Origin of the sequence: Bradyrhizobium sp. AZCC 2289 (assembly GCF_036924615.1) — a bacterium.
Classification (GTDB): Bacteria; Pseudomonadota; Alphaproteobacteria; order Rhizobiales; family Xanthobacteraceae; genus Bradyrhizobium.
The window spans coordinates 6228026-6252679 of the sequence record NZ_JAZHRY010000001.1 but is presented as its reverse complement, the minus strand read 5'-3'; the positions used below and the strand labels follow the sequence as shown (position 1 = coordinate 6252679).

At 60.0% G+C, this 24654-nt stretch carries 21 protein-coding genes and 1 tRNA gene; 15 read left to right on the top strand and 7 right to left on the bottom strand.

Annotation, left to right across the window (positions count from 1 at the left end; all coding sequences use genetic code 11):
• The first annotated feature begins 119 nt into the window (after positions 1-119).
• Together V1289_RS29660 and V1289_RS29655 are read left to right on the top strand one after the other, a co-directional pair.
• Complete coding sequence (locus V1289_RS29660; RefSeq protein WP_334401167.1) at positions 120-479, top strand: SPW repeat protein; 360 nt, start codon at positions 120-122, stop codon at positions 477-479.
• A 61-nt stretch (positions 480-540) separates the two neighbouring features.
• The gene (locus tag V1289_RS29655; RefSeq protein WP_309182023.1) at positions 541-807 is read left to right on the top strand and encodes a hypothetical protein; all 267 of its coding nucleotides are present in this window, start codon (positions 541-543) and stop codon (positions 805-807) included.
• Positions 808-864: 57 nt separating this feature from the next.
• Here the strand turns inward: V1289_RS29655 and clpB are convergent, their stop codons facing one another.
• Positions 865-3504, bottom strand: coding sequence for an ATP-dependent chaperone ClpB (clpB, locus tag V1289_RS29650; protein WP_334401164.1), 2640 nt, complete (start codon positions 3502-3504; stop codon positions 865-867).
• Positions 3505-3722: 218 nt separating this feature from the next.
• Here clpB and V1289_RS29645 point away from each other — a divergent pair, with 218 nt between their 5' ends.
• The 3 genes from V1289_RS29645 (at position 3723) to V1289_RS29635 (ending at position 6237) form a co-directional block, all read left to right on the top strand.
• Complete coding sequence (locus tag V1289_RS29645) at positions 3723-4508, top strand: MOSC domain-containing protein (RefSeq protein ID WP_334401163.1); 786 nt, start codon at positions 3723-3725, stop codon at positions 4506-4508.
• A gap of 407 nt (positions 4509-4915) precedes the next feature.
• A complete protein-coding gene (locus tag V1289_RS29640; RefSeq protein WP_334401161.1) occupies positions 4916-5677 on the top strand; it encodes a bestrophin-like domain in 762 nt (253 codons plus the stop codon).
• A gap of 164 nt (positions 5678-5841) precedes the next feature.
• Positions 5842-6237, top strand: a complete 396-nt coding sequence (locus tag V1289_RS29635; RefSeq protein ID WP_334401159.1) for a nuclear transport factor 2 family protein — start codon at positions 5842-5844, stop codon at positions 6235-6237.
• 370 nt (positions 6238-6607) lie between these two features.
• On the opposite strand, the gene ltrA is transcribed toward V1289_RS29635, so the two are convergent.
• Positions 6608-7933, bottom strand: coding sequence for a group II intron reverse transcriptase/maturase (ltrA, locus tag V1289_RS29630; protein WP_334397564.1), 1326 nt, complete (start codon positions 7931-7933; stop codon positions 6608-6610).
• Between the two features lie 1260 nt (positions 7934-9193).
• On the opposite strand from ltrA, the gene V1289_RS29625 reads away from it, so the two are divergent.
• Entirely contained in the window at positions 9194-10894 is a 1701-nt protein-coding gene (locus tag V1289_RS29625; protein WP_334401157.1) for an MASE4 domain-containing protein, read from the top strand.
• 293 nt (positions 10895-11187) lie between these two features.
• On the top strand, positions 11188-11625 hold the full coding sequence (locus V1289_RS29620) for a hypothetical protein (protein ID WP_334401155.1): 438 nt from the start codon (positions 11188-11190) through the stop codon (positions 11623-11625).
• A 105-nt stretch (positions 11626-11730) separates the two neighbouring features.
• Here the strand turns inward: V1289_RS29620 and V1289_RS29615 are convergent, their stop codons facing one another.
• Both V1289_RS29615 and V1289_RS29610 read right to left on the bottom strand, forming a co-directional pair.
• Positions 11731-12252, bottom strand: a complete 522-nt coding sequence (locus V1289_RS29615) for a hypothetical protein (RefSeq protein ID WP_334401153.1) — start codon at positions 12250-12252, stop codon at positions 11731-11733.
• A 330-nt stretch (positions 12253-12582) separates the two neighbouring features.
• Positions 12583-12885 (bottom strand): hypothetical protein, encoded by a 303-nt coding sequence (locus V1289_RS29610; protein WP_334408029.1) that lies wholly within the window; start codon positions 12883-12885, stop codon positions 12583-12585.
• Here V1289_RS29610 and V1289_RS29605 point away from each other — a divergent pair.
• The gene (locus tag V1289_RS29605) at positions 12866-13093 is read left to right on the top strand and encodes an ABC transporter substrate binding protein (protein ID WP_334401151.1); all 228 of its coding nucleotides are present in this window, start codon (positions 12866-12868) and stop codon (positions 13091-13093) included. The genes V1289_RS29610 and V1289_RS29605 overlap by 20 nt on opposite strands.
• A gap of 499 nt (positions 13094-13592) precedes the next feature.
• On the opposite strand, the gene V1289_RS29600 is transcribed toward V1289_RS29605, so the two are convergent.
• Positions 13593-14531, bottom strand: a complete 939-nt coding sequence (locus V1289_RS29600) for an IS630 family transposase (RefSeq protein ID WP_334397836.1) — start codon at positions 14529-14531, stop codon at positions 13593-13595.
• 289 nt (positions 14532-14820) lie between these two features.
• Complete coding sequence (locus V1289_RS29595; RefSeq protein WP_334401149.1) at positions 14821-15108, bottom strand: hypothetical protein; 288 nt, start codon at positions 15106-15108, stop codon at positions 14821-14823.
• A 373-nt stretch (positions 15109-15481) separates the two neighbouring features.
• Between V1289_RS29595 and V1289_RS29590 the strand changes: the two genes are divergently transcribed.
• The 3 genes from V1289_RS29590 (at position 15482) to V1289_RS29580 (ending at position 18329) form a co-directional block, all read left to right on the top strand.
• A complete protein-coding gene (locus V1289_RS29590) occupies positions 15482-15775 on the top strand; it encodes a hypothetical protein (protein ID WP_334401147.1) in 294 nt (97 codons plus the stop codon).
• 749 nt (positions 15776-16524) lie between these two features.
• Positions 16525-16788 (top strand): hypothetical protein, encoded by a 264-nt coding sequence (locus tag V1289_RS29585; protein ID WP_334401145.1) that lies wholly within the window; start codon positions 16525-16527, stop codon positions 16786-16788.
• Between the two features lie 857 nt (positions 16789-17645).
• The gene (locus V1289_RS29580; protein WP_334401143.1) at positions 17646-18329 is read left to right on the top strand and encodes a hypothetical protein; all 684 of its coding nucleotides are present in this window, start codon (positions 17646-17648) and stop codon (positions 18327-18329) included.
• Between the two features lie 324 nt (positions 18330-18653).
• Here V1289_RS29580 and V1289_RS29575 read toward each other — a convergent pair whose 3' ends face one another.
• Positions 18654-19193, bottom strand: a complete 540-nt coding sequence (locus tag V1289_RS29575; protein WP_334401141.1) for a Dps family protein — start codon at positions 19191-19193, stop codon at positions 18654-18656.
• Positions 19194-19318: 125 nt separating this feature from the next.
• Between V1289_RS29575 and V1289_RS29570 the strand changes: the two genes are divergently transcribed.
• The 4 genes from V1289_RS29570 (at position 19319) to greA (ending at position 24564) form a co-directional block, all read left to right on the top strand.
• Entirely contained in the window at positions 19319-20047 is a 729-nt protein-coding gene (locus V1289_RS29570) for a class I SAM-dependent methyltransferase (protein WP_334401139.1), read from the top strand.
• Between the two features lie 114 nt (positions 20048-20161).
• A tRNA-His gene (locus V1289_RS29565) sits at positions 20162-20239 on the top strand.
• Positions 20240-20545: 306 nt separating this feature from the next.
• On the top strand, positions 20546-23875 hold the full coding sequence (gene carB, locus V1289_RS29560; protein WP_334401137.1) for a carbamoyl-phosphate synthase large subunit: 3330 nt from the start codon (positions 20546-20548) through the stop codon (positions 23873-23875).
• A gap of 215 nt (positions 23876-24090) precedes the next feature.
• Positions 24091-24564 carry a transcription elongation factor GreA gene (gene greA, locus V1289_RS29555; RefSeq protein WP_309185188.1) on the top strand — a complete coding sequence of 158 codons (474 nt, stop codon included), beginning with the start codon at positions 24091-24093 and terminating at the stop codon, positions 24562-24564.
• The last annotated feature ends 90 nt before the right edge of the window (positions 24565-24654 follow it).

The following is a 24654-nucleotide window of genomic DNA, read 5'->3' as shown; positions in this document are numbered from 1 at the left end:
CAGGGCAAAGCGCCCGCTCATGCCGCTGGTTTCATTAAATTTTTATCGCGCGGCCGCGGAACCGGCGCGGTCGTTCTCCCGTTGTTCCCTACGGGGAGACCTTCTCAATGGAGGTTGTCATGGAGAACTGGACGAACGCAAAATTATGTGACGTCGCGAACTTGATCCTCGGCGCAGTTCTGTTCGTGTCGCCCTGGATATTCGGATTCGATGCTGGACGAGCCTCGCAAAACGCCAGCATCGCCGGCATCGTGATTGCAGCGCTTGCCATCGGAGCACTTGCGGCATTCGCTGTGTGGGAGGAATGGCTGAACCTCATCGTGGGATTGTGGACGCTGGTTTCACCCTGGGTATTGGGCTTCCAGGGAACCAACGCGATGACGGTCCATGTGGTGATCGGCGCCGCCGTGGCGCTGCTTGCGGCCATCGAACTCTGGATCACGTCGCATCATCCGCCGCGGCTTACCACGCATAGCTGAGGCACGACGTTTCTCCGCCCGCCGCCGCTGGCGGGCGGAGCCAGCTGAGGGATAACAAGCCATGAAGCGCGTCACACGTGACGACGTTATCAAAGCGATCGGCCCGGTCGACGATGTGACCATCGCCGAAATCATTGGCACCGGCGCGACGGTGGACGAATTGGCGGAGGCTCAGGCCTGGATCGCCAACGACGAACCGCTGATGAACGACGGCCGGCCGCTGGCGACCGGTCGCGTTCGCCAACTCGTCGATATCCTCGCGGAGATCGAGCAGAGCGAGGCCGACGAGGACGGCAAGGAACCCGGACCTGCCGTCAGCGAGGCCTGATGCACCCCGGCATTAGGCATCCAGGGTCAAGCGCGGGCTCATCGCCGGCCGCCCATCTCAGTTCAGCTTGCGCTTCGGCACCGGGGCCTCGAACTGCGCGATCTCGGCGGTCTGCGGCGCCTTGCCGTTGAAGGTCAGCACATTGCCTTCGCTCGAGATCACGACGCGGTCGCCGTCGGCGACCTCGCCGGCGAGGATCATCTCGGCCAGCGGATCCTGCAGATTGCGCTGGATCACCCGTTTCAAGGGGCGTGCGCCATAGGCGGGATCCCAGCCCTTGGCCGCCAGCCAGTCGCGTGCCGGCGCATCGAGCGTCAGCGTGATCTTGCGCTCTTCCAACAGCTTCTGCAGCCGAGAGAACTGGATCTCGACGATCCGGCCCATCTCGCTCTTCTGCAGGCGGTGGAACAGGATGATCTCGTCGACGCGATTGAGGAACTCGGGCCGGAAATGCGCCCGCACCATGCCCATGACCTGCTCGCGCACCGCGGAAGTGTCCTCGCCTTCCGGCTGATTGACCAGAAACTCCGAACCGAGATTCGAGGTCATGATGATCAGCGTATTGCGGAAGTCGACGGTGCGGCCCTGGCCATCGGTCAGGCGGCCGTCGTCGAGCACCTGCAGCAGCACGTTGAAGACGTCCGGATGCGCCTTCTCGATCTCGTCGAACAGCACCACCTGATAGGGCCGCCGCCGCACCGCTTCGGTCAGCGCGCCGCCCTCGTCATAGCCGACATAGCCGGGAGGCGCGCCGATCAGCCGCGACACCGAATGCTTCTCCATGTATTCGGACATGTCGAGACGGACCATCGCGGTCTCGTCATTGAACAGATACTCCGCCAGGGCCTTGGTCAGCTCGGTCTTGCCGACGCCGGTGGGGCCTAAGAACATGAACGAGCCCATCGGGCGGTTCGGATCCTGCAGGCCGGCGCGGGAACGACGCACGGCGGTCGCCACCGCACGCACGGCTTCGGCCTGGCCGACCACGCGCTGGCCGAGGCTGCCCTCCATCTTCAAGAGCTTGTCCTTTTCGCCCTCCAGCATCTTGTCGACGGGAACGCCAGTCCAGCGCGACACCACCTGCGCGATGTGGTTGGCGGTGACCGCCTCCTCCATCATCTCGCCGGGGTTTTCCTTGGCTTCGATGTCGGCGAGCCGCTTCTCCAACTCGGGGATCCGGCCATAGGCCAGTTCGCCCGCGCGCTGGAATTCGCCGCGGCGCTGCGCGTTGGCGAGTTCGATGCGCAAACCGTCGAGTTCGCTCTTCAGCTTCTGGGCGTTGGAGAGCTTGTTCTTTTCCGCGCTCCAGCGCGAGGTCAGGGCCGCCGACTTCTCCTCGAGCTCGGCGAGCTCCCTCTCAAGCGTCTGCAGCCGGCTTTTCGAGCCGGGATCGCTTTCCTTCTTCAGCGCCTCCTGCTCGATCTTGAGCCGGATGATTTCCCGGTCCATCGAATCGAGCTCTTCGGGCTTGGAATCGACCTGCATCTTCAGCCGCGCCGCCGCCTCGTCCATCAAATCGATGGCCTTGTCGGGCAGGAAGCGGTCGGTGATGTAGCGGTTCGACAGCGTGGTCGCCGCCACCAATGCGGAATCGGTGATGCGCACGCCGTGATGCTGTTCGTATTTGTCCTTCAGGCCGCGCAAAATCGAAATAGTGTCCTCGACGGTCGGCTCGGAAACGAAGATCGGCTGGAACCGGCGCGCCAGCGCGGCGTCCTTTTCGACATGCTTGCGATATTCGTCGAGCGTGGTCGCGCCGATGCAATGCAGCTCGCCGCGCGCCAGCGCGGGCTTCAAGAGATTGGAGGCGTCCATCGCGCCATCGGCCTTGCCGGCGCCGATCAGCGTGTGCATCTCGTCGATGAACAGGATGATCGAGCCTTCGGCGGAGGTGACTTCCTGCAGCACGGCTTTCAACCGCTCCTCGAACTCGCCGCGGTACTTTGCGCCGGCAATCAGCGAACCCAGATCGAGCGACAGCAGCTTCTTGTCCTTCAGGCTTTCCGGTACGTCGCCGTTGACGATCCGCAGCGCCAGACCTTCGGCGATCGCGGTCTTGCCGACGCCGGGTTCGCCAATCAGCACGGGATTGTTCTTGGTGCGCCGGGAAAGCACTTGGATAGTACGGCGGATTTCCTCGTCGCGGCCGATCACCGGATCGAGTTTGCCCTCGCGCGCGGCCTGGGTCAGGTCGCGGGCATATTTCTTCAGCGCGTCATAGGCGTTCTCGGCCGTGGCCGAATCGGCGGTGCGGCCCTTGCGCAGCGCCTCGATCGCCGCATTGAGGTTTTGCGGCGTGACGCCGCCTTTGCTCAAAATGGTGCCCGCCTCGCTGCCCTTTTCGAGCGCCAGGCCCAACAGCAGCCGTTCGACGGTGACAAAGCTGTCGCCGGCTTTTTCGGCGGCTTTCTCGGCGGCGTCGAACGCGCGCGCCAGCTCCGGCGCCAGGTAAACCTGTCCGGCCCCGCTGCCGGACACTTTTGGCAGCTTGTTGAGGGCGTCCTCGGTGGCCTTGAGGATGGCGCGGGAATTACCGCCGGCGCGGTCGATCAGTCCCCCGGCAAGCCCCTCGCTGTCGTCCAGCAGCACTTTGAGCATATGCAGCGGCGAGAACTGCTGGTGGCCGTCGCGCACGGCCAGTGATTGCGCAGACTGGATAAATCCGCGCGCCCGCTCGGTATATTTTTCAATATTCATCGTTGAGTTCCCTCAGCCTGCCGGCACCACCCCTAAGGCATGGCGACAGCATCTTCATTGGGTTTCCACTGACCGCGTTGACATTCCTCAACCGGCCGTGGTCGTCGCCGTCATTTCAGGCTTGACGCAAATGTGGGCATCGACAGGGAAAACGGAAGGGGCGTGATCACGATTTTGAGAGCGGTGGCGCCCTGATCGGGAATCTCCTAAAAGGCCGCATGTCCCCTGCCCCATCCGCGCAAATCGCCGGTATCTACCGCTATCCCGTCAAAGGCCTGACCCCGGAACCGCTGCCGAGCGCCGCGCTGAGCGCCGGCCAGACGCTGCTTTCCGACCGCCGCTACGCCATCGAAAACGGCCCCTCCGGCTTCGACCCGGCCGAGCCCAAATGGATGCCAAAACCGCATTTCCTGATGCTGCAGCGGGATGAATGGCTGGCGGCGCTGCAGACCCATTTCGACGATGCGAGCCATATCCTGACCATCCGCCGCAACGGAGCCATCGCGGCCCAGGGCGATCTCGAAACCGCCGAAGGCCGGGCCGCAATCGAGCAGTTCTTCGCTCGGACCTTTGCCGGGGCGATCAAGGGGCCGCCAAAGGTCCTGACCAGCCCGGGCCACAGCTTTTCCGATGTCGCCCGCAAGGTCGTCTCGATCATCAATCTGGCGAGCCTGCGCGCCATCGAGAACATGGTCGAACAGCCCGTGCACCCCTTGCGCTTCCGCGCCAACCTCTATGTCGAGGGCTGGCCGGCGTGGCACGAATTCGAGTTGCTCGACCGGACCCTCGCCATTGGCGAGGCGCGGCTCAAGGTGGTGAAACGGATCACCCGCTGCGCCGCCGTCAACGTCGATCCCGACACCGCGGCGCGCGACCTCGCCATCCCGCAGGCGCTGATGCGCCGGCTCGGTCACAACGAGTGCGGCATCTATGCCGAGGTGATCACCGGCGGCAGCATCAGCGTCGGCGATGCAATCGCGGCGGAGCAGCCGGTGTTGTTGTGACTTAGCTCGCGGCGGTCGAATGCCGTCATTGCGAGCCAGTCGCTTCGGATTCGATGCAGTCCCTCTCGACTCGTCGTCGCCCTGCTTGACCGGGCGATCCAGTATTCCAGAGACGGCAGCGATAAAGCGCATCAGCGGCTCTAAGAATTTTCGTTCGCCACCCCAGAAGAACTTTTGCAAAAATATCGGCACCTTTGAGACATGCCGGGGCGGTCTGACAACGTCCGTTGTTCGGGGTAGACCGGAAGGGGCTGGCAGGGATCAAAACAGAGCTTTTGACCCATACGCGACGTACGCGCCTCGTCCAGTTCTGGTTGAACTTGGTCTCAAGAACGGGTCTTTAGACAAGCCCGCACAATCGGAGCTAGGATCAGCATAGTCACCGAGTTGGTGGAGCATTCGCAAATATGATGAATCTATTGATTTCGTTGCTTGTGTTCGCGCTGATATTTGGCGGCGCCCTGGCTGGGATGGCCGTTCGGCCGTTATTGTCGGAACACCACTTGCACTCGGACTCCAAAGACGTCGTAAAGCTGACCGCGGGCCTGATTGGCACACTGACCGCACTCGTACTGGGTCTGTTGATCGCATCCGCAAAAACTACGTTCGACCAGAAAACAAACCGGGTCAGGCAGATGACCGCAACGGTCATCCTTCTGGACGATCTGATTACGCAATACGGACCGGAAGCAACCTCTGTCCGAAAGCTCCTGCGGCAGAGCATACCACCGATGGCTGATCGGATTTGGCACGAGCAAGCGAACCCAACCGGGAAACCCGCTCGCTTCGAGTCCAGCGTGGAGGCGTGGGCATTCTATGATGAGCTCGAACGGCTATCGCCGAACAACGATACGCAACGTTCCCTGCAGTCTCGCGCTATTGCGGCTTTCACGGAAGGCGCGCAAATGCGACTGCAGTTGTTTACGCAGGCCGGCAGTTCAATTCCGACGCCCTTTCTGGTAATTATGGTATTTTGGCTGAGCGCGATCTTTGTGAGCGCCACCCTCTTTGCGCGGGCGAACATGGTCGTCACGATCTCGCTGTTTGTATGCGCGCTGTCGTTTGCCGGCGCGATCTTTCTGGTTTTGGAGCTGGATGATCCCTTCACGGGACTCATGGGGATTTCAAGCTCGATACTGCGGAGTGCACTTTTGCCGCTGAACTCGTAAGCTCTGGTGGTTGAGACCACCGAGGTAGATTGGAAGTAACTGGCCGATGGTGAAACTGGCGCGATTTACCCGAAGCGGGCGTCGGCGTCGGTTGCCGGACGACGTGGGCGACCTCTTCCAGAGGCGACCTGAAGCCGTTACGGTGCCGTAGATCGGAGATTGAGATGGACGATCGAACCGTGCGGGTGGCGCTGCAGCGCCATTGGGATGCTTCGGACGCGAGCGATTTCAAGGTCGAACATGAAATCTACCGCGAGGATGCTGTGCTTGATTATCCGCAATCGGGCGAGCGGATCCGCGGTCGGCACAACATTCAGGAGAGTCGAACCGTCCAGCCAAATAAGAAGCGGTTTACGGTCCGGCGAATGATCGGCAGCGGTGATCTCTGGGTCACTGAATTCGTACTTACCTATGACGGCGTACCATCCTACGCGGTGAGCATCATGGAATTCCGCGAAGGATTGGTAGCCAACGAAACGCAATATTTCGCCGATCGGTTTGACCCCGCACCCTCGCGTGCGCATCTTGTTGAACGAGTGGGCGAAATCACATCGTTCTAAATGCACCGCCGAGGAGAACCCGGATCGGCGTTGATGTAGATGAGACTTCATTAGGGCTTGTGCCCTGCCTTCGACGACCGCTCATGGCACGTTTAAGACATGCCGACAGACTCCGGGAGTGTCCGTTGATCGGAGTAGACCGGAAGTGATCGGCAGAGGGTCAAAACGGCGCTGATGGTAGAGTCGAGATGTGGCGCGGTGGTGTTAGGTAGAACATATCTGTTGCCGCCCCTTTCGTCTGGCGGTGCCTTAGTGGTTCCACCATGGCTCCGTTTCCACATCCACCGGGTCGCCGGAGGCAGTTGCCCGCCTCCGGCTCCCACAGAACGTAGCATGCGGATTTGCCGCACTACGCTCTTCGACAGTTGATTCACAGCACTGCAAGAGCCTGCAACTCCGTATATGGGAGGCGCAGCTTTGGTTTCAGTAACGGCGTCCGTTCGTTGATCTGGTTGAACATGCTCCAGTTGAGGGCTCGTCCGGCCCAGCTGCGGCTGCGCAACATCCGATGCCAGTAACGCTCCACGGCGCGGTACACCTTCACGAGACACCGAAGATTCCCGGCGACACCGTAATAGGCATAGTGGCCGCGTAGGAAGGCGTTGATTTCGCCGACCTGGTCACTGATCGTGTGATGTCGTATTTGCCGCATAAGCTCCTGCAGAGACGTAAGGCTGCGCCACAAGCGAGATTTCTCGGTGCGCATCCCAACCTTGAAGTTACCCTTCTGGTTTCGCGTGCAATACAGCGTCAGACCCAAGAAGTAGATGGTCTCCGGGCGTTTTCTGCCGCGTTTGCCTGCGTGTCGCTGCGCGAACCGACCAAACTCAACCAATTTGGTCTTGGTCGGCTCAAGAGTGAGGCCGAACTTTCCCAACCGAAGGCGTAAGGCGTCCTGAACACGGATGGCGTCCGATCGATATTGGAAGCAGATCACAAAGTCATCGATATAGCGCACCAGCCGGGCTTCGCCCCGCAACCGGCTCTTCACCACGCGTTCGAACCAGAGGTCGAGCACGTAGTGAAGATAGAGGTTACTCAAAAGTACGCTGATCGATCCCCCTTGCGGTGTTCCTTCCTCGTTCGGATGGACCTTTCCATCTTCTAAGACACCCGCTTTCAGCCAGCGCCGGATCAAACTGATCAGGCGTGGATCACCGACTCGATGCGCGACGAACCGGAGCACCCAATCATGATTGAGACTCCCGAAGAAGTTCTTGAGATCCGCCTCCAGCACCCAGCCCATCTTGCCGCCGGCGATGACCTCATTGAGGGTCGCCAGAGCATGATGAGCGCTGAGCTTTGGCCGGCCACCGAATGAGCAGGGCAGAAAGTCCTGCTCATAAATGGCAGACAACACTTCGGCCGTGCTGCGCTGGAGCGCCCGGTCGGCGACAGTCGGCACGCCAAGTGGCCGCTTTTCCGTCTTGCCGGGTTTGGGGATATAGACCCGCCGGATATCCGGCGCTCTATATCCTTGGCGGTGAATGGACTGGAGCATCGGCTCTATCCATCCATCGAAGCTCTTCTTCGCCGTCTCCACCGTCTGTCCATCCACCCCAGTGGCCGACCGCTTCGGAATCTGCAACAGATTCTTCCGCACCCGATCGCGCGTGATGTGATGAGCCAGCGACGTGAAACGGAGTTTTGGTTCGCGTCGAGCTTTCACTGCTATTTGTTCAAGTTTCGTTTCCATGGTCAGCTGATCTTCTCACTGAGTAGAAGGCCGTAACTCCCGTTGAATGGAGCCCATGTCGCCCAAGAACAATTCAACTACCGCTGACCGCTTCCCCATGTAGCCGGCTCTCCCGTCCTCGGAGTACTACCAGTCAGTCTGACTTCCACCCGGTCATCAGACCCTTCTCGCCTCTTCGGCTTGGCAGGTCCTACAGGCTTGCGCCTGAACCGGATGGATCTCCCTTGTTCACGTTGCTTCCTTTGGTTGCATGCTGGCGGTACGAACCCCGGGAGCATCTCAGACCGCTCGCGTTGTCGCGGCCTGCGATTCCGCCTTCCCCTTTGAGCGACAGGGTCGGCTACTCCGATCACGTTCGATTTCGGGGCTATTTTCCCGTTCACTTCATTCCGGCCTACAACCTCCCTGTCTACGCTTCGCAACGGCCGTTACCGGACGCCACGCAAGACTCGGTTCGCGGCTGCTCGCTAGGCTTTGCCGCGGCCGTCATCGCAGACGGCAGACTTCAACGCGCTTGCAAGGCGCAACGCTCATCGAACCGGACAGGCAGATTTCCCGCATCCGGCTCTCGGACAAGACTTCACGCTTTCGCGTGCAACGCCATCTGCAGCTTCTGGACATTTATTGGAGTTGACTAGGTTTCCCAATCTCCGAGGTCCTTCACCACGTATTGCGTCTGTCTTGAACTGAGGTCCCTTCCCTCCACCGGAGTTACCCGGCTTCCGCGGTACTATGAACCTCTCCGCCACCCCAGGGCGCCCAGCCTGTCCCTCACGGGCTTCCGGTTGGTCATCGCGGACCACGCCTTGGGGCTTCCCGTGTTTCGTACGCTTTCCTTGTGTACATGCCGCCGCCACTACCCCGGCGCAGCGTCTGAACGTATCGCTTCGCTCATTTCATCCAGACGTATCAGTCTTCCCCCGATAGGGTTGTCGGGTCGACCTGCGCATTGTCCTTTTCGAGGATTGCTCGGCGTTCACTCGCGTTACGGCCTGCACACTCGCGCTGTCACCAATTCGTGACACGCTAATCGAAGGCTTCAGCCACTTCGTTACCTCCATGACTGCTCCGATTGCTTCCGGCTGGAGCGATTGCCGGGTGGGGCTTGCACCCACTGGAAAGCGCCGCCGCCTTTGCACGGCGCACACCCACTACAGACATCGGCAATCCTCCAAAGATGCTCCGTCTGACCGCTCCTGACGCCTTCCAAGTGTGGCGTTTGGAAGGTTACAATGCCGCATTATGATGCGTGGGGGTGCCATGAGGTCGCGCCAGTTCAAGAGACTTATCGGCGGCGCGACAGCAGCATGGCCGCGCGCCGAACGAGCGGCCCCATTACCGGACGATGCAGCCGGGGACTCAGTTCGAAAAGAAGAACAAGATCTCCCATTAATTATCGCAAACATGCCCGCAACTGGGCAGCAAAAGGCGATTGCCGTCGGCGTCGCGGTCCTCTTGTTCGTCGCGGCGGCGGTTATCGCACCGTTCGCGAGCATCCAGTTGGGCCGGGTGGATGCCTTCATTCCAGTTTTGCAGACAGCCTTGACCATTGTCGATTTTATCACGGCAACCCTTCTGTTTGCTCAATATTCTATCCAGCCGCAGGGCGCTCTTCTCGCGCTCGCAAGCGGTTACATTTGCAGCGGTTCGTTCGCATTCCTACAGACGCTGGCCTTTCCGGGCGCGTACGCCCCCGCTGGTCTGATCGGTGATGGGCCTAACAGTCCAGCTTGGATTTACGTGCTTTGGCACACCACGTTTCCGGCAGCGATTCTTGTCTATGCGCTCTCCAAGGATGCCACGGGAGCCGCCAGACCGGGCAGAGCGGTAATAGCAGCCATTGCAATCACCATTGCTTGCGTACTTGCGGTGATAACAGGACTGATTTGGATCGTGACGACGAAAGCGGAATATCTCCCGAGTTTCTACACCGAGGTCAGATTTCAGACGCCCCTTGGCAATCAGGCCAACGTGGCGCTCTTGTTATGGGGTTTGATTGCGCTCGCCGTGCTGCTATTTCGCAGACGCACAATCCTCGATCTATGGTTGATGCTGACTTTGCTTGCCTACTCGCCAAACTTCTTGGTGGCGATCATCGGCAGCTCGGTACGATTTTCCATCGGTTGGTACGCGGCTCGCTGCTTTGTTCTGGTGGGCAGTTGCATGTTGCTGGGCGTGTTGCTCATCGAAACAATGTTTCTCTATTCGCGACTTGCCAGCGCCATCACTTTGCAGCGACGCGAACGCACCAACCGGCTTTTAAGCGTGGAGATTGTCACGAGCGCCATCGCCCATGAGTTGAGAACGCCATTGGCAGCCATCGCGCTTAATGCCAGTACGGCCCTCAGCCAACTACGGTCGAATCCTCCCAAACTGGAAGATATCGAAGACATCCTTACGGACATAGAGGGCGACAGCTATCGCGCGAATGCAATGATTTCGAACATTCGCGAAATGACAACTAAGACGATTCATCGAAGCGCTCTGACAAGCGCTGAGGAAGTGGGGCAGCTCGCACTAAGATTGCTAAAACACGATCTTCAAATCAACGAAATATCCGTCACTACGGAGTTTCAAGGCAACCTTCCCGAGGTGCAGATAGATGGCATGGAACTCCAGCAAGTACTCTTGAACCTCGTCAGAAATGCTATCGATGCAATGTCCTCCTCGCCCCCTGAAGCACGACGGCTGCGGCTTAAGACCAGTTTCGACGGTCAATCGACAGTATTGATGTCGGTCCAAGACTCCGGACCTGGAATTTCCGCCGAGGAGCGAGAGCGCATATTCGATCCGTTCTTTACGACGAAACCTGGTGGTATGGGATTGGGGCTCGCCATCTCTTCTACCTTGGTTGCAAACCATGGGGGCAAATTGAGGCTGGTCAATTCTGACTCCGACGGCTCCATTTTTGAGCTTGCAATACCAGTCGGCGCGCAGCGCTCGCCCGTGTCGATAAGTTGATCGAATGAACCTCACTGGCTTCCATTCTTGGCACTTTTCGGACCTGCCGCGATGTCCGACTTGAGTCCGTTATGCGCTCAAAATCGGACATCGGTGGAACGGGTCGATCAAGGTGACATTCGCGCCGTCTCTCCGCAGACAACCCCAGAGGCGGTAACGTTGACTGGTTAGGTTAAGAGGCGAGTTTCGTTGCGCTGTTGCCACTAGCCGTTATTCTCGCGCAAATGATTTCAACTTTTGTTCTAATGATTAATCGCGATGAAAAGACCGCTTGAAGTTTTGAGTGAGGTTGTTTGCCCCGCCTGCCATGGCACGGGGTTTCAGAAGATCAAACAGCCAACGCAACCGGGGCCGAAGCTGGGCGGCTCGCCGAGCACGTGCGTCAGCTCGAAAGTGAAGGCAGTGTCGTTGCTCGCATACTCCGTGGTGAGCTGTTGAATTTGGAGCAGGCTGCCGACGTTGCTGAATGCTCCGATGAAAAAATCCGCAAACAGTGCGAGCTGACCTCCGGAACGAACCACCCGCTTGGGATCAAATTTGCGAACCGGTGGATGGTAGGCAAATTAGAGCTGCTCGACGATCTTGAGCAGGGCAAGATCGACCGCCGCCGTGGTCCGCATGTGCGTCAGAGCGCTGAGGAGCGGGCGCGAAAATATGAAGGGTGGGCGCGGCCACAGGAGCCTCCTGCGGTGCCGAAGCCTGCGGCACTCCATTGCTCCGAAGTACTATGACACGCAGCTTGACGGGGCGTCCTGTCCTGAGATGAGCGGTTTGCAACCTTCACTCAAGACAGGCGCGCCCCATGGCTGACGAAAGCCATCGTTGCGCCGTAGATGCTACTGGCGCGTGCCGACAGTCCCCGGTTCGCCGTCACCCGTAATTTCGAGGGTAAATCGACCAAAACCTGCCGGTTTGGCTTCCCATCTGTCGGCCTTTCCTGATAGTGCGGCAAGGGTGCCGGAAGCGAACTTGATCAGCCCTTTTCCAGAGGCCTCGGTACCGGCGGGCTTGCCATCCTTCATGATAGTGGACCCTGCACCCTCGGTGAGTTGGGTAACCGCAAGCCCCCCGGCCGCCCGGATAGTTCCGCCGCCAGAATAATACTTTCCTTGAGGGCCATCCCACTCACTGGTCGAAGACCCTGAGTACAGCGCGCCTTTCAGCAGGCCCTCCATACCAACACAAGAATATTGGACCGTGACGATCCGATGCCCATCCTTGTCACCGATGGGGTCCTGACTTGCCGCGCCAACAACGCTGCATTCAAGTCGCCCGACCGTTTCCGCCAGCGCAAATCCGGTTGCGCCGATCAAGCCGAGACTGGAACACACAACTGTAACTACAAACCGCTTGTTCATTGAAATCTCCTCTAAACGCGTGTGCAAGCGCACTCGATGCATCGAGTGCCGCAGAACAGCCAAAAAAAGTAGTTGGCCTATTGAGGCTTAGTGCCCGCCGGTGGCTCTGACGCTGCCGCTAAAAAATGGGGACCTCGGCACGTCCGCTGTGGCAGCTCCCAGAAAGCAGCACTTAACCATACACCTCCAGAAAGGATACCGGAAGAAGCGCCTGGTGAGAATTTCACAATGGATGAGAAGCGGCCCACTCGTTTTGGCGCACGCCACAACAATCGGTGCTCCATGTGGCGCGCACCACAGCTCCAGTCTTCGCAAATCGTTGTTCAGTCCTTATAGGCTTGCGGCATGGCACCATTTTTCCGACGAAAGTCCCCTATGGACAAACTTGAAACCGAACTTGGGGGCCTGCGTAGTCGCGCCGACACCCTCAGTGCGCGTCACGCGGCTGCCGATGCGGCGTTCCTTGACGCCAAAGCAAAGCTCCAGCGTCACCACCTTGAGGCCGACGGTCCGCGAAATACCGCGACCATGACGGTCGTGCGCGGTTCGCAGGCCAATACGAAGACGCCATGATGGAAACGCAAACAAGCTTCCTTTTGCAACCGAGTACAGGTTGTACGCGAAGGTTGGCATGTGCCTCTCATATGGCCCGAAAGGCTCGGCGCTGCTGCAGAGGGTCGCGTATTACGTGGACCGGATCCTCATGGGGGCAAAGCCGGAGGATCTGCCGGTCGAGTTGCCAACCGAGTTTGAACTCGTCATCAATCTCAAGACCGCGAAGGCTCTTGGACTGAGCGTGCCCGAAGCGCTGCTCGCAACGGCTGATTTGGTCGTTGAATAAGCATTGCCTTTTGCCGCGCTGCTGCAGGAGTCCGATGTTGGCACTTTTTCGGACCTGCCGCGATGTCCGACTTGAGTCCGTTATGCGCTCAAAATCGGACATCGCTGGAACGGGTAGATCAAGGTGACGTTCGCGCCGTCTCTCCGCAGACAACCCCAGAGGCGGTAACGTTGACTGGTTAGGTTAAGAGGCAAGTTTCGTTGCGCTGTTGCCACTAGCCGTTATTCTCGCGCAAATGATCTCAACTTTTGTTTTAGTGATTGATCGCGATGAAAAGACCGCTTGAAGTTTTGAGTGAGGTTGTTTGCCCCGCCTGCGATGGCACGGGGTTTCAGAAGATCAAACAGCCAACGCGGCCGGGCCGTAAAATCTTTCCCCCAAAATGCACGGAATGCCTCGGCAAAGGCCGAATAAAGAAACCCGCCGCACCGTGAGTCAAATCCGAAGTGCCGACCGGCTAGGGATGAGCACTAGAGCGCTTTCCACTTGATATGGGTCACTACGCGTATCCGGCATGTCGAAAGTAGTTCGCGCACTGCTCGGGTGCAAATGTCTTGATGAGCCTGCCGATCAGCTTCATCAGCGTTGTCACGGTGCGAGCGGCCCCCTTGCGCAGCGCTGTCTTTAGCTTCGAGAATGCCATTTCGATCGGATTGAGGTCGGGCGAGTAGGCCGGCAAATAGCGCACCTTGGCGCCGACCGCTTCGACCGCCTGGCGAACGCCGTCGATCTTGTGGGTGCGCAGGTTATCCATGAATACGATATCGCCTTTGCGCAGCGTCGGCGCGAGGATCTGCTCAACATAAGCGAGGAACGATGGCCCATCCATCGCGCCGTCAATGACATAAGGCGCCGTCAGGCCATTGATGCGCAGCGCGGCAACGAGCGTCAGCGTCTTCCAGTGGCCGTGCGGCACGCTCGCAACGAGACGCTCGCCACGCGGTGAGCGGCCGCGATGCCGGACCATCTTGGTCGTAACCGCCGTCTCGTCGATGAAGACGAGGCGCGGCGCATCAAGCTTGGATTGCTCGACCCTCAGCGCGGCACGCGCTGCAGCGACATCAGGACGATCCTGTTCGGCGGCGTGCAGAGTTTTTTTGAACGTGATGTCGTGGCGTTCGTAGAAGCGCCAGACCGAGGTCGTACCGGTTTTCAGCCGCTTCTCGGACTTGAGCCGCGCGCGAATCTCTTCGAGCGTCAAGTCCGGCTCCGCTGCGACCAGATCAAGCAGCCATTGGCGATGCGCCTCGAGCGGCGAGCGGCTGTGGCCCGTGCCGGGCAATGCCGCTACACTGCCCGTTGTCGCCCAGCGCTCGATCCAGCGGATTGCGGTCGAGGCGCCGAGACCGAGCACCCGCGCCGCTTCCCGTCTGCTCTCGCCGTCTTCGACAAGCGCGACCGCCCGCGCCCTGAGGTCTTTCGAGTATCCCTTCGCCATCGCGCGACCTCGCCGTTGCTGTCAAAGCAACTCGAATCTGATTTGCGCGCCTCTGGGAACCCCCTTACTGTTCCGATTCACATCAACCGAAAACCGCTCTAGCATCGTCCGAACAGTCGGTGGGCCTGCCGCCTTGCCTAATGCAAGCACGATATAACCACGGCTCAACATAGCTGCCCGTCCACATACCGCGCCGTATCGCTCTCGCAAACAAACGGCATGGCAGCATGCATCCCATTGACATTTCCATATGCTCCTAGCCCGCTCCCGCATCACCATCTTGAGCGCGTCATGCCCTCGTCTCGTTCCAAGGCGCGCGCATGCAAACGTCGAGCTCTTCGTCGGTCGTGAAGATCACCGGCATGGCCTTTGGGGAGGTCGGCTCGATGACAGCCTTCGGCAGCGCTCGCGCTGCAGAGCGCTGGTTCATTAAGGCGTCCATACCGTTCCGATGCAGCCAGAGAAGCCCCATGGCGAGCTGCCGCAAATCGTTGCGCGCCGCGCCGACGGGTAGCTGTCTTGCCCGGCGCAGTGCGTCGGCAGCTTGCTTTTCCAGTCCTGACAGCGTGCGTTCCATCTGCTGTCCCAAACAGACCGGTGACCGGCACGGTGGGGCCGCCCGCGTTGCTCTGAAATTCAGGCGGCCCCTGCCGACCACATCAATTGTTCTGCCCCACGGCAGAGGCCATAGCCAGCCGTTAAGATACGAGCAGGCGGAGGTAAAAGTTTCATGACAACGCGAGCGCAGCGGCGCTGCTTATCAGCGGATGGATCGAATGCAAGAGCGCAACGCCGCTCTAGCGGAATATGCTCGCTAGGCGGCGTTGTTTATTGCACTGGGCCCTGAAATCCCCAGCCAAGCCTGATCGTGCAACACATGTGCCAGCAGTCAACGCTCCAGTCTGAAACACCGTGATCATACGGACCCGAGTAACTCGCAGCGCCTTCGAATGTTTCACTTCAAGTTCACTTTGGCGGTTTATCGCACGCATAACGCCGATCCGGACGCCTTCTCCTCTATTGATGGAAGCATCCTTTTTCCGTTTCCCCGCTCGGCATCCATCACCACGCTCCTCGTCTATACCGCCGCCCGATCTTCTTTCTCCGCGCCGCGCATCACGATCTTGAGCCCGTCATCCAGCAGCGGCCGCTACAGCCCCTTCGCCTCATCCCACGGCGCGCGCATCCAGGCATCGCGCTCCTCGTCGGTCGTCAGAAGCACCAGCAGCCTGTTAATGAATTGAAGAAAAAGCCGCCACTCAGACATCCCGCCGGGAGGATTGGTGCGGGTAGTGCCCGTCATTTCGTAACTGGACGCGGTGTGGGTTTTGACCGGTCGTGTGCGGCGCGTAGAGGCTTTAGCAACCGAGGAGGCCATCACAACGATGGTGGATTATAGGAGCGATCTTACCTTGGGTGATCTCCGAGCAATCCTTGCAGCGCAGGTAGCGTTCCAGCTCGTGGATCGGCGTCGCTTTCGGCCGTCGCACGATATCGAGGACGACGGTCTGATGCGTGTCGTACCCGAGACAATGAGCTCCAACTGACTCGGAATGATTTGCCTGATACAAACGGAGTACTCCGTGAAGGGCATACTCTACCCCCGAGAGAATGTTGCGCTTAGATCACTTTGGTGTTCGGCTAACGGTCTACAGAGTACCTTCCGATATCGAGCCCAGCGAGAGGTGAGGCCGTTATCGGCGACGTGGCAGCTCTAATACATTGGCGAGAGAGGTTATCTGTGGGAGGAGCAAATGACGCAGTTCCTTTCAGGACGCCAGTCTGCTGAGCCCAATTCAGCGAGAGCGCATGAATTGAAGTTGTCGCTGAAAGTTCATCATCGAGAAGAAAGCCACGCGCTCTCAGGAGCTGATCCCGGTCCAGCGGGCTTCGATTTCGTCCTGCCGGATGACGACCCCGGTGCTGAACCTCTCAGGGCGCTTCCGTCCCGAGGTTTCACGGGGCGGAGAGTTTGATGAAAAATGGCAGGTGAATGACTGCGGATGGCTTGCAATTCCACCGTGCCGTCGAGGACATGGAAATCTGGAGCACGAGCAGCGACGGCTTTTCGTTCGTGATCACATACGAGAGCCCCGTCGGCCCCGGCTTTCGCGGGCGGCCTGGCTATGTGGCGTCATGGCGCCCCATTCATCACGGCAGTGGCGCGATCAAGATCGGCGGCTCGCCCTTCAATACTTTCGCCGAGGCCGAGGAAGCCTGCAACACCATGCTGAAATATTTGACCAAGCAAAACTGATGTGAGGCTTGGGACCAAGTTGCGAAGGCCGGCCTTTTGTCTATTCGCTCGAGCGTCACTGAAATGCGGGTCGTGCTGCAAAGGCCGTTACGCGCCGCCCGTGCACTTGATCCAGTTGACCGAGACGCGGGAGATTGCGCCGTATCGGTGGAGGCACCCAGACGACGATGATCCGCCCTCAGATTTCAAATCCGGTGTTCACGTCTTCCGCAGATAACTTGCCCGTAGTTGCCCCGGGTTGCCGTATAAATCACGGCACTCTTGCGTCAGGCGGCGCTGTTGCAGGGGATAGTCTTCATGAAAGAAGCCACGAACCGGAAAAGCACACACATCATCGGGTCGAGTCTCGCTGCCGGTCCCTGAAAGCCGAGCATTCGTTTATTCCAAGCCTCACAGGCGAGCCGATCGGCTTCCTTGCGCGCCTCAGCAGCCCGCTCCGCCGATGCCCGGACCGAGCCGCCGTAGATGGTCTCTCGTGACTTGGTGCCCATGCCCGCATGAAAGCGCGGTCTTGGTTGGTACGCAAATTATCAATCCGTTGGGGATCGATCCGGGAGCTGGCTACTGGGCGTCGTGCGTGTGGATGGGTCCGCTGCTAAGGACAGATCGGACCTCAGGCCGCGCGCGTTGGTTCACCCGCTTTTGATCCATAGCGTCGAATTTGGCTCTGAATTTCCGCAGCGAATATTTGATGTCGACCCCATTTCGCCAGTCAAGATTTCCTGATTTGATTGTCGCTTGGTGGCGACCGGAATTTGTTCATGGAGGTCAATTTGCGTGGCCTCCTTCGACAGTGTAACCATCTCGTGCACGGAATTCTTGGGCTTTGTCGGTTCTGCGACCCTTTGGGGAAGATCGTGCCTGACCTGAACCAAGAGATGAACGATCAACCGAAAGTCCGGTGGCTTACGCTGCTTGCCGCTCTTGGCCTGCTGTGTGTTGGAATCGACAGGATCTTTTTCGACAGAATTGTGGGTGACGATCCCCTGGCGAACATCGAGAAGGCGCTTTCCATCGTGGTTGGGTGTTTACTGAGCGCCCTTGGCATCGGCCTCTTTGTAGCTGCCTTGAGAGGGCGCTTTCCTGTAACCGCAATGAACTCCATTAAGGGAAGGCTGCTGACCCATGCCTTTTGCGCTGCACTCTCGGCGTTTGTTTGTGGTTTCTGCCTTGTCCGCTCGATCAAGCCCTTCGATATTCCTTACCTCACAGTCATGGTCTTATTCGGCGTTTCTCTCATTTCCGACCTGCTCTGGACGCGCCGCGAGGTCCGGCGCTTAGCTGTCAGCGAGACTGCAAAGAAGCACGCAACTCAATTTCTGTGGTCTTGTATTTTCTTCAGTATGATTTCCTCAGGTTTTGGTATGGCGCTGTCGGGCTTCGTTTTGTTTAGTACCGATTTCATCCGGATGTTTGGCGCGGTCTTCTGGAGCGCAATTACGGGCGTTGCGATTTATCCGGTTCTCCGCGATACGAAACGCCTCGCCGATGCAGCAGGCTCAAGCCAGACGAACCACGCTAACGGTTGCGGAAGCAATTAATCCGAACGCGAATCGCACTTTTCTGACGTGACAGTCGCCCATACTTGACTGCCCGCATTATTGGGTGGAGCGGACAATCGCTTGCTCGCCCCGCCGATGCGACGCGTGCAGCCTAAGGAGCAGATTTCAATGACGGGATGGATGGTGACGGTCTCGGTCGTCAAGGATGACGATGAAATCGGCCACGAAATGTATGCTGTCGCAATCGGCGATCCAGCGCAAGCTGTGAAGTCAGCGTTGAAGGCAGCCGACGGTGAGGCGGCGGTGCAGGCAAAACTGGTCACATGGCTCTCCCACAAGGGGAGAGGGCAAGAAAGAGCTGCCCTACGCCGCGTTGCTGCCTTCCTGACGGCTGGCTTCGAACAGGAACCAGGTGCGGCGCTCGGTCTCGTCGATGAAGGTCTCGAGCAGACCGGCGGTGCCGGAATCCTCGTGGTCATCCGCGAGCTTGTGGGCCTTTCGCATGGCGGCAGCGATGTGCTTGTTGTCTTCCATCAGCTCGCGCAGCATTTCCCGCGGCGGGACGTAGGCCTCGTTATTGTCCTGGATGGTCTGCAGCTTGGCGATCTGCCCGATCGAGCGCAGCGTGGTGCCGCCGAGCTTGCGGACGCGTTCGGCGAGCTGGTCGGTGGTGGCGAAAATTGCGTCCGACTGCTCATCCAGCATCAGATGATAGTCGCGGAAATGCCGGCCGCTGGTGTGCCAGTGGAAATTCTTGGTCTTCAGGTAGAGCGCGAACGCATCAGCCAGCAGCGTATTGAGCGACGCCGAAATCCTGTCGACGGCTGCCGGCGGCAGGTCGCTCGGCGTATCGAGATCGGGGGACACTCTGTCGGACTTGTTGTCAGGCTTGGCTTTGCTCACGTTGGACCTTCCTGTTAGGAAACCGGACATCGGCGGTATTGGACATTGACCGCCGAACCACCTAACGCATCACTGACCCGCCGGTTCCTGCCGCCGGAGCCCCAGATTCGCCGGACGCTGCACGCATGGATGATTGGATCGACTATTACGATTCCACGCATACGATTTATGCGAGCAAGCTGCATCGCGACCTGCATTTCCAGCTCATCGCCAGGGATATCATCGGCTACATCTCCTCGCCCGATGCAGTCGTGCTGGATTATGCTTGCGGCGAGGCCCTGTCCGCGGCCAAGGTGGCGGAGGCCTGCGGCAAGCTGTATCTCGCCGAGCCCGCGCCCGGTGTCCGCGGCCGGCTGATCGCGCGCTTTGCGCCGAACACCAAGATCCGCGTCCGCTCGCTGGATGATTTGCGGAAGATGGACGAGAAGTCGGTCGATCTCGTCATCATGAATTCGGTCGCCCAGTACATGACCTCGGCTGAGCTGGATTCCGCACTTGCCGTGATCCGGCGGCTGTTAAGACCCTCCGGACGGCTGGTGCTCGGCGATATCCTGCGGCCCGAGGTCGGCATGATCAGGGACGTGCTGGCGCTGTTGAAATTCGCAGCCACCCACGGCTTCCTGAAAGACGCGCTTTACGGCCTGGCCAGCACGGCCCTGTCCGACTACCGGCAATTGCGAACGCGGGTCGGCCTGCAGCGCTACGGCGAAAGCGAGATGATCCAAAAACTCGCCGCCGCCGGTTTCACCGCCTCGCGCGCCCATGTCAATATCGGGCACAATCCGTGGCGGATGACGTTTGTGGCGCGGCACGCCTTCGACCGGGCCCAGTCCACTTGGGATCAAGCCACTTAGGATCAAGCCGGTCTGGATCGGGCCGATCTGGATCGGGCCGGTCAGGATCCGGCCAGTTAGGGTTAATGAAGGGCAAGCATGGCTCACCCTGGCGCGATCGGCGATGATCGCCGCGGCCCGGTGGCGGAAAGCTTCCCACGCGAGAGCGGTGCATCGCTCTATATCCTGGTTCAAATCCAGGCCGGGCCTCCACGCTTCGCCCTGAAGGGCTACGCGTGGCGCAGCCACGCGAGACCGGCGGGGCAAAGCGTGTCCGGCGTAGCTGGAGCGAAGCGGAAGCGTAGACGGACTGGGGCCGCGCCGAAGCGCCCTGCGCGACGGCGGACCGAGCGTAAAATCCCTGAATTTGCCGGTTGATGGGGCCTTTTTGGGCCTTTCGCGGGTGCGGAATCTGGTCTAAAGACCACCCCGCGCGCGAGGGTAACCTCCCGCTATGGCTCAAGGGACGCGCGACAGCGCGCCCTTTTTTTGTGCCCAAATTCCAGTCCGTGAGAGCTGATGCCCAAAAGAACCGACATCTCCACCATCCTGATCATCGGCGCCGGTCCCATCGTGATCGGCCAGGCCTGCGAATTCGATTATTCGGGCACGCAGGCGGTGAAGACGCTGAAGGAAGAGGGCTACCGCATCGTCCTCGTCAATTCCAATCCGGCGACGATCATGACCGACCCGGAGCTGGCGGACGCGACCTATATCGAGCCGATCACGCCGGAAATCGTCGCAAAAATCATCGAGAAAGAACGTTACGTCATTCCCGGCGGCTTTGCGCTGCTGCCGACCATGGGCGGACAGACCGCGTTGAACTGCGCGCTGAGCCTGCGCAAGCAGGGCACATTGGCAAAATTCGACGTCGAGATGATCGGCGCCACGGCTGACGCCATCGACAAGGCGGAAGACCGCGGCCGTTTCCGCGAGGCCATGACCCGGATCGGGCTGGAAACGCCGCGCTCGATCCAGACCAAGAATTTGCCCGACGCGCTGCGCGCGCTCGACGACATCGGCCTGCCCGCGATCATCCGCCCGTCCTTCACCATGGGCGGCACCGGCGGCGGCATCGCCTACACCAAACACGAGTTCATCGAGATCGTCGAACGCGGCATCGACGCCTCCCCCACCGACGAAGTCCTGATCGAGGAAAGCGTGTTGGGGTGGAAAGAGTTCGAGATGGAGGTGGTGCGCGACAGACACGACAATTGCATCATCATCTGTTCGATCGAGAACCTCGATCCGATGGGCGTGCACACCGGCGATTCCATCACGGTGGCGCCTGCCCTGACCTTGACCGACAAGGAATACCAGATCATGCGCGACGCCTCGCTGGCGGTGCTGCGCGAGATCGGGGTCGAGACCGGCGGCTCCAACGTGCAGTTCGGCGTCAATCCCGCCGACGGCCGCATGGTCGTGATCGAGATGAATCCGCGGGTGTCGCGTTCGTCGGCGCTCGCGTCCAAAGCCACCGGCTTTCCGATTGCAAAGGTCGCAGCCAAGCTCGCGGTCGGCTATACGCTGGACGAGATCGCCAACGACATCACCGGGGGGGCTACGCCGGCCTCGTTCGAGCCGACCATCGATTACGTCGTCACCAAGATTCCGCGCTTTGCGTTCGAAAAGTTTCCCGGCGCCTCGCACACGCTGACGACGTCGATGAAGTCGGTCGGCGAAGTGATGGCGATCGGCCGCACCTTCCAGGAAAGCCTGCAGAAGGCGCTGCGCGGGCTGGAAACCGGCCTCACCGGCCTCGATGAAATCGAGATCGAGGGGCTCGGCCGCGGCGACGACAAGAATGCGATCCGCGCGGCACTGGGCACGCCGACGCCGAACCGGATCCTGCAGGTGGCGCAGGCGATGCGGCTCGGCTGGACCGACGACGAGATCTTCACCTCCTGCAAGATCGACCCCTGGTTCCTCAGCGAGATGCGCGGCATCGTCGCAATGGAAGCCAAGATCAAGGCCAACGGATTGCCGTCGAATGCGTTCGGCATGCGGACGCTGAAGGGCATGGGCTTTTCCGACGCGCGGCTCGCGGTACTAACCGAGGCCACCGAGGCCGACGTGACCGCCAAGCGTCATGCGCTCGGCGTCCGCCCGGTGTTCAAGCGCATCGATACCTGCGCGGCCGAGTTCGCGTCGCCCACCGCCTACATGTATTCGACCTATGAAGCGCCGTTCGCGGGCGCGCTCGCGGACGAGAGCGCGCCGTCCGACAAGACGAAGGTCATCATCCTCGGCGGCGGCCCCAACCGGATCGGCCAGGGCATCGAATTCGATTATTGCTGCTGCCACGCCTGTTTCGCGCTGGATGACGCCGGCTACGAAACCATCATGATCAATTGCAATCCGGAAACCGTGTCGACCGACTACGACACCGCGGATAGATTGTACTTCGAACCGCTCACCGCCGAAGACGTGCTCGAGATCATCGCGACCGAGCGCAAGAACGGCACCCTGCACGGCGTGATCGTGCAGTTCGGCGGCCAGACCCCGCTCAAGCTTGCCCGCGCGCTGGAAGCCGCCGACGTGCCGATCCTCGGCACTTCGCCCGACGCCATCGACTTGGCCGAAGACCGCGACCGCTTCAAGCGCGTGCTCGACAAGCTCAGGCTGAAGCAGCCGAAGAACGGCATCGCCTATTCGGTGGAGCAGGCGCGGCTGGTGGCATCCGATCTCGGCCTGCCGCTGGTGGTGCGTCCGTCCTATGTGCTGGGCGGCCGCGCGATGCAGATCATCCGCGAGGAAAACCAGCTCAACGATTATCTGCTCGGCACCCTGCCCGAACTGGTGCCGGGTGACGTCAAGGCGCGGTACCCGAACGACAAGACCGGCCAGATCAACACCGTGCTGGGTACCAATCCGCTGCTGTTCGACCGCTATCTGTCCGACGCTATCGAGATCGACGTCGACTGCCTCTGCGACGGCAAGGACACCTTCATCGTCGGCATCATGGAGCACATCGAGGAAGCCGGCATCCACTCCGGCGATTCCGCCTGCTCGCTGCCGCCGCATTCGATCGACGCCCAGATGATCTCCGAACTGGAGCGGCAAACGTGCGAAATGGCGCTCGGCCTCGACGTGGTCGGGTTGATGAACGTGCAATACGCCATCAAGGACGGCGATATCTACGTGCTCGAGGTCAATCCGCGGGCGTCGCGCACCGTGCCGTTCGTCGCCAAAGTGGTCGGCACGCCGGTCGCCAAGATCGCCGCCAGAATCATGGCCGGCGAGAAGCTCACGGATTTCAACCTGAAAAAGCACAAGCTCGGCCATGTCGGCGTCAAGGAAGCGGTCTTTCCCTTCGCGCGCTTCCCCGGCGTCGATACCGTGCTGGGGCCGGAGATGCGCTCGACCGGCGAGGTGATGGGCATCGACCGTTCGTTCGAAGTCGCTTTCGCCAAGAGCCAGCTCGGCGGCGGTACCCGCGTGCCGCGCAAGGGCACGGTGTTCGTCTCGGTGCGCGAGGACGACAAGACCCGCATTGCGGATGCGGTAAAGCTGCTGCACACGCTCGGCTTCAAGGTGATGGCCACCTCGGGCACCCAGCGTTTCCTCACCGACTTTGGCGTACCGACCGAGAAGGTGAACAAGGTGCTGGAGGGACGGCCGCATATCGTCGACGCCATCACCAATGGCGACATCCAGCTCGTCTTCAACACCACCGAAGGCCCCCAGGCGCTGGCCGACAGCCGTTCGTTGCGGCGCGCTGCCCTCTTGCATAAAGTGCCATATTACACCACTCTTTCGGGTGCTGTGGCGGCCGCGCAGGGCATCCGCGCCTATCTGGGCGGGGACCTTGAGGTGCGCACCCTGCAGAGTTACTTTTCCGAAAACTGATCGTAAGCGGCGGAAATGCCCGCTAAACGATTGGCAATAAAGCCATATGGCTGGAACTCACCGCGCGAATGAATGTTGTATCGGCCCTTAACGGGGCCGAAATTTAATAGGCTGGCAGGCTCGCATTCCGGGCCATCAAGGCCGAATCTGACGAATCAAGAAACGTCTCGTGCGCGCCGCGTCGCGGTTCGCACGACCGAAGGACAGAAGATATGATGGAAAAGGTTCCGATGACCGCTGGCGGCTATGCCGCCCTGGAGGTCGAGTTGAAGAAGCGCCAGTCGGAGGACCGTCCGCGCATCATCGAGCATATCGCCGAGGCGCGCTCGCATGGCGACCTCTCGGAGAACGCGGAGTATCACGCCGCCAAGGAAGAGCAGTCGCACAATGAAGGCCGCATCGCCGAGCTGGAAGACAAGCTCGCGCGCGCCGACATCATCGACATCTCGAAACTTTCCGGCGATACCGTCAAATTCGGCGCCACCGTCACGCTGGTCGACGAGGACACCGAGAAGAAGGCGGTGTGGCAGATCGTCGGCGAACCCGAGGCCGACGCCAAGAAGGGCCGCATCTCGATCACCTCGCCGCTGGCCCGCGCCCTGATCGGCAAGAAGAAGGGCGCAACCGTGGAAGTCGTGGCCCCCGGCGGCGCCAAGGCCTACGAGATCACCAAGGTCGAGTGGCGCTAGTTACTTGCGGGTTATCTGTTCGAAAAAGCCGCGTCTTGCACGCGGCTTTTTTGTTGCACATGACGGAGCACCGCCGATCACACAGCGCTG

Coding starts and splice junctions, on each gene's coding strand:
- V1289_RS29600 (WP_334397836.1), bottom strand. CDS start 14,531: ATGGCGAAGGGATACTCGAAAGACCTCAGGGCGCGGGCGGTCGCGCTT.
- V1289_RS29610 (WP_334408029.1), bottom strand. CDS start 12,885: ATGCCAACCTTCGCGTACAACCTGTACTCGGTTGCAAAAGGAAGCTTG.
- V1289_RS29625 (WP_334401157.1), top strand. CDS start 9,194: ATGAGGTCGCGCCAGTTCAAGAGACTTATCGGCGGCGCGACAGCAGCA.
- V1289_RS29660 (WP_334401167.1), top strand. CDS start 120: ATGGAGAACTGGACGAACGCAAAATTATGTGACGTCGCGAACTTGATC.
- V1289_RS29635 (WP_334401159.1), top strand. CDS start 5,842: ATGGACGATCGAACCGTGCGGGTGGCGCTGCAGCGCCATTGGGATGCT.
- greA (WP_309185188.1), top strand. CDS start 24,091: ATGGAAAAGGTTCCGATGACCGCTGGCGGCTATGCCGCCCTGGAGGTC.
- V1289_RS29645 (WP_334401163.1), top strand. CDS start 3,723: ATGTCCCCTGCCCCATCCGCGCAAATCGCCGGTATCTACCGCTATCCC.
- V1289_RS29570 (WP_334401139.1), top strand. CDS start 19,319: ATGGATGATTGGATCGACTATTACGATTCCACGCATACGATTTATGCG.
- carB (WP_334401137.1), top strand. CDS start 20,546: ATGCCCAAAAGAACCGACATCTCCACCATCCTGATCATCGGCGCCGGT.
- V1289_RS29595 (WP_334401149.1), bottom strand. CDS start 15,108: ATGGAACGCACGCTGTCAGGACTGGAAAAGCAAGCTGCCGACGCACTG.
- V1289_RS29655 (WP_309182023.1), top strand. CDS start 541: ATGAAGCGCGTCACACGTGACGACGTTATCAAAGCGATCGGCCCGGTC.
- ltrA (WP_334397564.1), bottom strand. CDS start 7,933: ATGGAAACGAAACTTGAACAAATAGCAGTGAAAGCTCGACGCGAACCA.
- V1289_RS29615 (WP_334401153.1), bottom strand. CDS start 12,252: ATGAACAAGCGGTTTGTAGTTACAGTTGTGTGTTCCAGTCTCGGCTTG.
- V1289_RS29640 (WP_334401161.1), top strand. CDS start 4,916: ATGATGAATCTATTGATTTCGTTGCTTGTGTTCGCGCTGATATTTGGC.
- clpB (WP_334401164.1), bottom strand. CDS start 3,504: ATGAATATTGAAAAATATACCGAGCGGGCGCGCGGATTTATCCAGTCT.
- V1289_RS29590 (WP_334401147.1), top strand. CDS start 15,482: ATGTTTCACTTCAAGTTCACTTTGGCGGTTTATCGCACGCATAACGCC.
- V1289_RS29585 (WP_334401145.1), top strand. CDS start 16,525: ATGACTGCGGATGGCTTGCAATTCCACCGTGCCGTCGAGGACATGGAA.